The following is a 7,680-nucleotide window of genomic DNA, read 5'->3' on the forward strand; positions in this document are numbered from 1 at the left end:
CTCCGGGAGTCGACGTTCACACAGCAGACCTTCAGCCTGCCATGCGCCCCTGCCACCGGCCCGTTCGCGGACTTCCGCTACAGCGCGCGCCGCATCGCCCGGTGCGGGATGCCGGCGTCGGGGAACTCCGGGCCGTACGCCTCGTACCCCAGCCGCTCGTAGAACCCCAGCGCGTGCGTCTGCGCGTGCAGGTCCACCGCCGCCAGGCCGCGCGCGCGTGCGGCCTCCTCGATGCCCCGCACCAGCGCGGCCCCGACACCCAGCCCGCGCGCCGCCTGGGCGACGGCGAGCCGCCCCAGCGATCCCACCGACGGGTCGCCGCCGGTCTTCGCCGCGGCCTCCTCGCCGTACAGCAGCCGTCCGGTGCCGAGCGGCACCCCGTCCGCCCGGATCGCCAGCACGTGCAGCGCCACGGCGTCGTAGGCGTCGTACTCGATGTCCTCGGGCACGCCCTGCTCGCGGACGAAGACCTCCTTGCGCACCGTGAAGCAGGCCTCGCGGTCGGCGGCGTCCTCGGCCACCCGCACGTCGTAGGAGACGACCGACAGGCTCATGCGTAGGTCTCCTCGCGCACCTGGTCCAGGGCGAGCTGGAGGTCCTCGGGGTAGTCGCAGCCGAACTCGACCCACTGCCCGTCGCCGGGGTGCTCGAAGCCCAGCCGCACCGCGTGCAGCCACTGGCGGGTCAGCCGCAGCCGCTTGGCGAGCGTCGGGTCGGCGCCGTACGTCAGGTCGCCCACGCACGGATGCCGGTGGGCGGCCATGTGGACGCGGATCTGGTGGGTGCGCCCGGTCTCCAGCTTCACGTCGAGCAGGGAGGCCGCGCGGAACGCCTCGATGAGGTCGTAGTGGGTGACGGAGGGCTTGCCCTCGGCGGTGACCGCCCACTTGTAGTCGTGGTTCGGGTGCCGGCCGATGGGCGCGTCGATGGTGCCGCTGGTCGGGTCCGGGTGGCCCTGGACCAGCGTGTGGTAGCGCTTGTCGACCGTGCGCTCCTTGAACTGGCGCTTGAGCGACGTGTACGCGTACTCCGACTTGGCGACCACCATCAGGCCGGAGGTGCCGACGTCGAGGCGGTGCACGATGCCCTGGCGCTCGGCGGCGCCGGAGGTCGAGATGCGGTACCCGGCGGCCGCGAGCCCGCCGATGACCGTCGGGCCGGTCCAGCCGGGGCTCGGGTGCGCGGCGACACCGACCGGCTTGACGATCACGACCACGTCGTCGTCGTCGTGCACGATCTCCATGCCCTCGACCGGCTCGGCGACGATCTGCACCGGCGCGGGCGCCTGCGGCATCTCGACCTCCAGCCAGGCCCCGCCGTGCACGCGCTCGGACTTGCCGACCACCGAGCCGTCGACCGAGACCTTCCCCGCCGCGGCCAGCTCCGCGGCCTTGGTACGGGAGAAGCCGAACATGCGGGAGATGGCGGCGTCGACGCGCTCGCCCTCCAGGCCGTCGGGCACGGGCAGGGTACGGATATCGGGAATCGTGCTCACCCGTCGAGTATGCCGGACGGGTGAGACAGTCCCGAACGCGTGCTCAGTCCTTGTGGACGGTCCCGTCCGGATCGAGACCGCGGAAGGACAGCAGCACGATCAGGATGCCGCCGCACACGATCGCCGAGTCGGCGAGGTTGAAGACGGCGAAGTGCTTGGGCGCGACGAAGTCGACGACCGCCCCCTCGAAGACGCCCGGCGAACGGAAGATCCGGTCGGTGAGGTTGCCGAGCGCGCCGCCGAGCAGCAGACCGAGGGCGATCGCCCACGGCAGGCTGTACAGCTTGCGGGCGAGCCGGGCGATCACCACGATCACCGCCGCCGCGATCACCGTGAAGATCACGGTGAAGGCCTCGCCGAAACCGAAGGCGGCGCCCGCGTTGCGGACGGCCTCGAACTTCAGCCAGTCACCGACGATCTCGATCGGGGCGTGGTGTTCGAGCTTGGCCACCACGAGGAGCTTGCTGACCAGGTCGATGAGGTAGGCGAACGCGGCCACCCCGAACAGCACGGCGATGCGCCGCTTGCCCCGGGGGCGCTCGCCGGAGGCCTGTGCCGCCTCCGGCCCCGCCGTCCCCGGACCTTCCGTACCCTCGGTGCCGGACCCGCCGGCCGGGGCCGTGGCCCCCTCGGGACCGGAGTTCTCGCCCGCCGTCGCGCGCTCGCCGGGCTCGTCCCGCCCGGCCCGCGCCACGTCCGGGATGTCCGGCGTACCGATGATCCGCTCCGCCTCTGCCACGTGAGTCCCTCAACCTAGGTGCCTGACTGAGCACGAGAGTACGGCACACCTCGTAGGAGCACAGTGCGCAGGAGGCGTACGACGGGTCACCCGACGCCGGTCAGGACCGGCGCTCCTGCTTCTGCTTGCACTCCACGCACAGGGTGGCCCGCGGAAAGGCCTGCATACGGGCCTTCCCGATGGGGTCGCCGCAGGTCTCGCACAGGCCGTACGTGCCCGTGTCCAGCCGTTGCAGGGCGCGCTCGGTCTGCACCAGCATCTCGCGCGCGTTGGCGGCCAGCGCCATCTCGTGCTCCCGCGTGATGTTCTTGGTGCCGGTGTCCGCCTGGTCGTCGCCCGCGCCGTCCCCGGAGTCCCGCATCAGGCCCACCAGCGACTCCTCGGACGAGTGGATCTCGGCCCGCAGCCGCTCCGCCTCGGAGAGCAGCTCCGCGCGGGCCTCCTCCACCTCCTCCGGCGTCCAGGGGTCCTCGCCGGGGCGCACGGCCAGCTCGCCGGGCTCCACCGCGGAGAGCCGCGCCTTGGGGACGGCTGTCGTCGCCGCAGTGGCCGTGCCAGGAGTCTTCTTCGCAACCACTGTCGTGGCTCCCGTCTGCTCCGCGGCCTGCGCCGCGCCCGCCTTCTTGGCCGTCCTCTTCCCGCCCGCGCCCTTCACGGCGGCCGCGGTCCTACGGGTCGTGCTGTTCGTGGCGGCCCCGACACTGTCCTCCGCGCCGTTCGCCGCCGTCGTCCTGCGGGCCGTGTCGTTCGCGGCAGCCGCCTTCCGGGCCGTGTCGTTCGCGGCCGACGCCGTCTTGCGGGCCGTGTTGTTGGCAGCGGCCGTGGTCCGGCGTGCGGCCGCCCCCTGGGCGGTGGCCCGGCTCCTGGCGGCTCTCGCCTCCTCGGCCACGTCCCCGGCGGGCGCCGCGGCCGCCGGGGACGCAGCGCCCGGCGTCCGCTTCCCGGCACCGGCCTTCTTCGAGCCCGCCTTCCCGGTCCCCGCCTTCGCCGCGCCCGCCTTCCCGGTGCCCGACCGCTCGGCGCCCGCCTTCCCGGTGCCCGACCGCTCGGCGCCCGCCTTCTTCGACGAGGCGGTCCGCGACACGGGCGCCGTCCCCGACGACGCCTTCGCGACCGAGACCGTCGTCTTCCTGGTCACCTTCTCCTTCGCCCGGACGCTCTTCTTCCCGTCCACGTCCTTGGCCGCGCCGGAGGCCGTCGCGCTCGTGGACCTGCGGGACGACGGCTGCTGTACGGCGGTCTTCTTCGCCACCATGGTCGCGGCCCCTTCACATATTGTGATCTTGCTCGCGAATCGTGCTGGGACGATAAATCGACCCGAGTCCCGCGGCAACGGGGCACGCCGCCCGATTCGCCCGCCCCGCGAGTGCCGCGCGGCCGACATGCAAGCGTTGTGCCCAGCTCCCCGCCGGGTAATCCGCCGAGCCCGCCGTCGCGGAATCCGAACACGCGCACCTCGCTATTCGGGTCATCCCGGACACCGGCCGACACGGCGCCCGGGGCCCGGAAAACCGGTCGGCCGCTGTCCGCGTCGCGCCGTACACTGGGCGCAGCGAAAAGCATGGATGGGGACGAGTAGCGACGTACGCAGCCCAGAGCGACCCGGGGACGGTGGAAGCCCGGGGGCGAGCGCGACGCGAAGATCACCCCGGAGCCGCCGGAAGAAAGCCGCAGCCCACGCGCAGCGGTCGGTAGAACCGGCTCGCGACCCCAATGAGGGGGCTCACCGGCGCACAAAGCGCTCCGGAGGGCCAAGGAGGGTGGTACCGCGGGAGCGCGCCGCACACGGCGTAGACAGCCAAGAAGGCTCTCGTCCCTCCGACGGAAGGCAGCACGTCCGCCGGAGGAAGTTCGATGACGTCGTACCGCCAGGTGCCCGCCCAGGTAGACCTGCCCGCGCTCGAGCACGCGGTGCTCGATTTCTGGCGCGAGCAGAAGATCTTCGCCAAGAGCCTGGACCAGTCCGAGGGCCGCCCCGAGTGGGTGTTCTACGAGGGCCCGCCCACCGCCAACGGCATGCCGGGCGCCCACCACATCGAGGCACGCGTCTTCAAGGACGTCTTCCCGCGCTTTCGCACCATGCGCGGCTACCACGTGGCCCGCAAGGCCGGCTGGGACTGCCACGGCCTGCCGGTGGAGCTGGCGGTGGAGAAGGAACTGGGCTTCAGCGGCAAGCAGGACATCGAGGCGTTCGGCATCGCCGAGTTCAACGCCCGCTGCCGCGAGTCCGTGACCCGCCACACCGACGCGTTCACCGAGCTCACCACCCGCATGGGGTACTGGGTCGACCTGGACGACGCGTACCGGACCATGGACCCGGAGTACGTCGAGTCGGTCTGGTGGTCGCTCAAGCAGATCTTCGACAAGGGCCTGCTGGTCCAGGACCACCGCGTCGCCCCCTGGTGCCCGCGCTGCGGCACGGGCCTGTCCGACCACGAGCTGGCCCAGGGCTACGAGACGGTCGTCGACCCGTCCGTGTACGTCCGTTTCCCGCTCACCTCCGGTCCGCTGGCCGGCGAGGCCGCGCTCCTCGTCTGGACGACGACCCCCTGGACACTGGTCTCCAACACGGCCGTCGCCGCGCACCCCGAGGTGACGTACGTCGTCGCGACCGACGGCGAGGAGAAGATCGTCGTCGCCGAGCCGCTCGTCGCCAAGGCGCTCGGCGAGGGCTGGGAGACCACGGGACAGACCTTCACCGGCGCCGAGATGGAGCGCTGGACCTATCAACGTCCGTTCGAGCTGGTGGAGTTCCCGGAGCCCGCCCACTACGTGGTCAACGCCGAGTACGTCACCACCGAGGACGGCACGGGTCTGGTCCACCAGTCCCCCGCCTTCGGTGAGGACGACCTCAAGGTCTGCCGCTCCTACGGCCTGCCGGTCGTCAACCCGGTGCGCCCCGACGGCACGTTCGAGGAGAGCGTCCCGCTGGTGGGCGGCGTCTTCTTCAAGAAGGCGGACGAACGGCTCACCGAGGACCTCAAGGACCGCGGTCTGCTCTTCCGCCACCTGCCGTACGAGCACAGCTACCCGCACTGCTGGCGCTGCCACACCGCGCTGCTGTACTACGCGCAGCCGTCCTGGTACATCCGCACCACTGCGATCAAGGACCGGCTCCTCCAGGAGAACGAGAAGACCAACTGGTTCCCGGAGACGGTCAAGCACGGCCGCTTCGGCGACTGGCTGAACAACAACATCGACTGGGCGCTGTCCCGCAGCCGTTACTGGGGCACCCCGCTGCCGATCTGGCGCTGCGAGGACGACCACCTCACCGTGGCCGGCTCCCGCGCCGAGCTCACCGAGCTGACCGGCACCGACCAGTCGGAGCTCGACCCGCACCGCCCGTACATCGACGAGGTCACCTTCGCCTGCCCGCAGTGCGCGAAGACGGCCACGCGCGTGCCCGAGGTCATCGACGCCTGGTACGACTCGGGTGCGATGCCGTTCGCGCAGTGGGGCTACCCGTACAAGAACAAGGAACTGTTCGAGTCCCGTTACCCGGCGCAGTTCATCAGCGAGGCCATCGACCAGACCCGTGGCTGGTTCTACACGCTGATGGCGGTCGGCACGCTGGTCTTCGACAAGTCCTCGTACGAGAACGTCGTCTGCCTCGGCCACATCCTCGCCGAGGACGGCCGCAAGATGTCCAAGCACCTCGGCAACATCCTCCAGCCGATCCCGCTGATGGACCAGCACGGCGCGGACGCGGTCCGCTGGTTCATGGCGGCCGGCGGCTCCCCCTGGGCGGCCCGCCGGGTGGGCCACGGCACCATCCAGGAGGTCGTCCGCAAGACGCTCCTGACGTACTGGAACACGGTCGCCTTCCAGGCCCTGTACGCCCGTACGACCGGCTGGGCTCCGAGCGCGGCCGACCCGGCCCCGGCCGACCGTCCCGTGCTCGACCGCTGGCTGCTGTCCGAACTCCACGCGCTCACCGACCAGGTGACGCAGGCCCTGGAGGCCTACGACACCCAGCGCGCCGGCAAGCTCCTGTCCGCGTTCGTCGACGACCTGTCCAACTGGTACGTACGCCGCTCCCGTCGCCGCTTCTGGCAGGGCGACAAGGCGGCGCTGCGCACCCTGCACGAGGTCGTCGAGACGGTCACCAGGCTGATGGCCCCGCTGACCCCGTTCATCACCGAGCGGGTCTGGCAGGACCTGGTGGTGCCGGTGACCCCGGGCGCCCCGGAGTCGGTGCACCTGTCGTCCTGGCCGGAGGCGGACCTGTCCGCGATCGACCCGGAGCTGTCGCGCCAGATGGTCCTGGTACGGCGCCTGGTGGAGCTGGGCCGCGCCACGCGCGCGGAGTCGGGCGTGAAGACCCGTCAGCCGCTGTCGCGCGCCCTGGTGGCCGCGACGGGCTTCGACACCCTCGACCGCGAACTGCACGCGCAGATCACGGAGGAGCTGAACGTGGCCGCGCTCGCGTCGCTCTCCGAGGTCGGCGGCTCGCTGGTGGACACCACCGCGAAGGCCAACTTCCGCGCCCTGGGCAAGCGGTTCGGCAAGCGCGTCCAGGACGTGGCGAAGGCCGTCGCGAACGCGGACGCGGCCGCGCTGTCCCTGGCCCTGCGCGAGGGCACGGCGTCGGTGGAGGTCGACGGCGAGACGGTCGCCCTCGCCCCGGACGAGGTGATCATCACCGAGACCCCGCGCGAGGGCTGGTCGGTGGCCTCCGACGCGGGCGCCACGGTCGCGCTGGACCTGGAGATCACCGAGGAGCTGCGGCAGGCGGGCCTGGCCCGGGACGCGATCCGGCTGATCCAGGAGGCCCGCAAGAACAGCGGCCTCGACGTGGCCGACCGGATCGCGCTGCGCTGGACCGCCACGGACCCGGCGGTCGTCGCGGCGCTCGGCGAGCACGCGGCCCTGATCTCCGACGAGGTCCTGGCCACGGACTTCGCCCAGGGTGAGGCGGACGACACCTACGGTGAGCCGTTCACGGACGAGGGACTGTCCCTGACGTTCCGCCTGCGCAAGGCGTAAGTCACCATGGACGAGGGCCCGGCCTCCCCTGGGGAGGCCGGGCCCTCGTCCATGCGGCACGGCACCCCTGGCCGACACCGACAGCCCCTCTTCGCCCCCTCGCCCCCTCGCGCCGGCCGCACGCGCCGCGCAGCCGCCCCCGTGGCCAACACCCCCGCGCGCCCTCGTACCCCACGCGAGCCCGCCGGCGCCGTACGGCCGCCGCCCCTCGGCACGCCGTCCCGACCGCCCTCGCAGCCGCCCCCCCTGGACACGCACCCCCGCGCGCCCCCCTCGTGCCCCACACAGGCCCCACGCGAGCCCGTCCGCGCCGCACCGGCCGGCCATCACTCGGCGTGCCGTCCGGCCGCCCGCGCAGCCCGCCCCCCCCCGTTACCTTTTTCATGGCTCCGCAATGGGGCCTCCGGCCTTCGGGTCCGGCATGACTTCCCCCTCCTGTTGTTGATGATCCGGGGGGTGG

The 7,680-nt window shown here is 72.2% G+C and carries 5 protein-coding genes; 1 reads left to right on the plus strand and 4 read right to left on the minus strand.

Annotated features, from left to right (window positions below; translation table 11 throughout):
- Positions 1-77 precede the first annotated feature (77 nt).
- The 4 genes from ACWC24_RS16765 to ACWC24_RS16780 form a co-directional block, all read right to left on the minus strand.
- Positions 78-554 (minus strand): GNAT family N-acetyltransferase, encoded by a 477-nt coding sequence (locus ACWC24_RS16765; RefSeq protein WP_450663568.1) that lies wholly within the window; start codon positions 552-554, stop codon positions 78-80.
- On the minus strand, positions 551-1,495 hold the full coding sequence (locus ACWC24_RS16770) for an RluA family pseudouridine synthase (protein WP_450663569.1): 945 nt from the start codon (positions 1,493-1,495) through the stop codon (positions 551-553). Before ACWC24_RS16770 ends, ACWC24_RS16765 begins: the two co-directional genes overlap by 4 nt.
- 43 nt (positions 1,496-1,538) lie before the next feature.
- On the minus strand, positions 1,539-2,234 hold the full coding sequence (lspA, locus tag ACWC24_RS16775) for a signal peptidase II (protein WP_450663570.1): 696 nt from the start codon (positions 2,232-2,234) through the stop codon (positions 1,539-1,541).
- 100 nt (positions 2,235-2,334) lie between these two features.
- Positions 2,335-3,489: a TraR/DksA family transcriptional regulator gene (locus ACWC24_RS16780; RefSeq protein WP_450663571.1), complete on the minus strand. Its 1,155-nt coding sequence runs from the start codon at positions 3,487-3,489 to the stop codon at positions 2,335-2,337.
- Between the two features lie 599 nt (positions 3,490-4,088).
- On the opposite strand from ACWC24_RS16780, the gene ileS reads away from it, so the two are divergent.
- Entirely contained in the window at positions 4,089-7,220 is a 3,132-nt protein-coding gene (gene ileS, locus ACWC24_RS16785) for an isoleucine--tRNA ligase (protein WP_450663572.1), read from the plus strand.
- Positions 7,221-7,680: the final 460 nt, after the last annotated feature.

It is taken from the genome of Streptomyces sp. NPDC001443 (assembly GCF_053597355.1).

Coding starts and splice junctions, on each gene's coding strand:
- ileS (WP_450663572.1), top strand. CDS start 4,089: ATGACGTCGTACCGCCAGGTGCCCGCCCAGGTAGACCTGCCCGCGCTC.
- ACWC24_RS16780 (WP_450663571.1), bottom strand. CDS start 3,489: ATGGTGGCGAAGAAGACCGCCGTACAGCAGCCGTCGTCCCGCAGGTCC.
- ACWC24_RS16765 (WP_450663568.1), bottom strand. CDS start 554: ATGAGCCTGTCGGTCGTCTCCTACGACGTGCGGGTGGCCGAGGACGCC.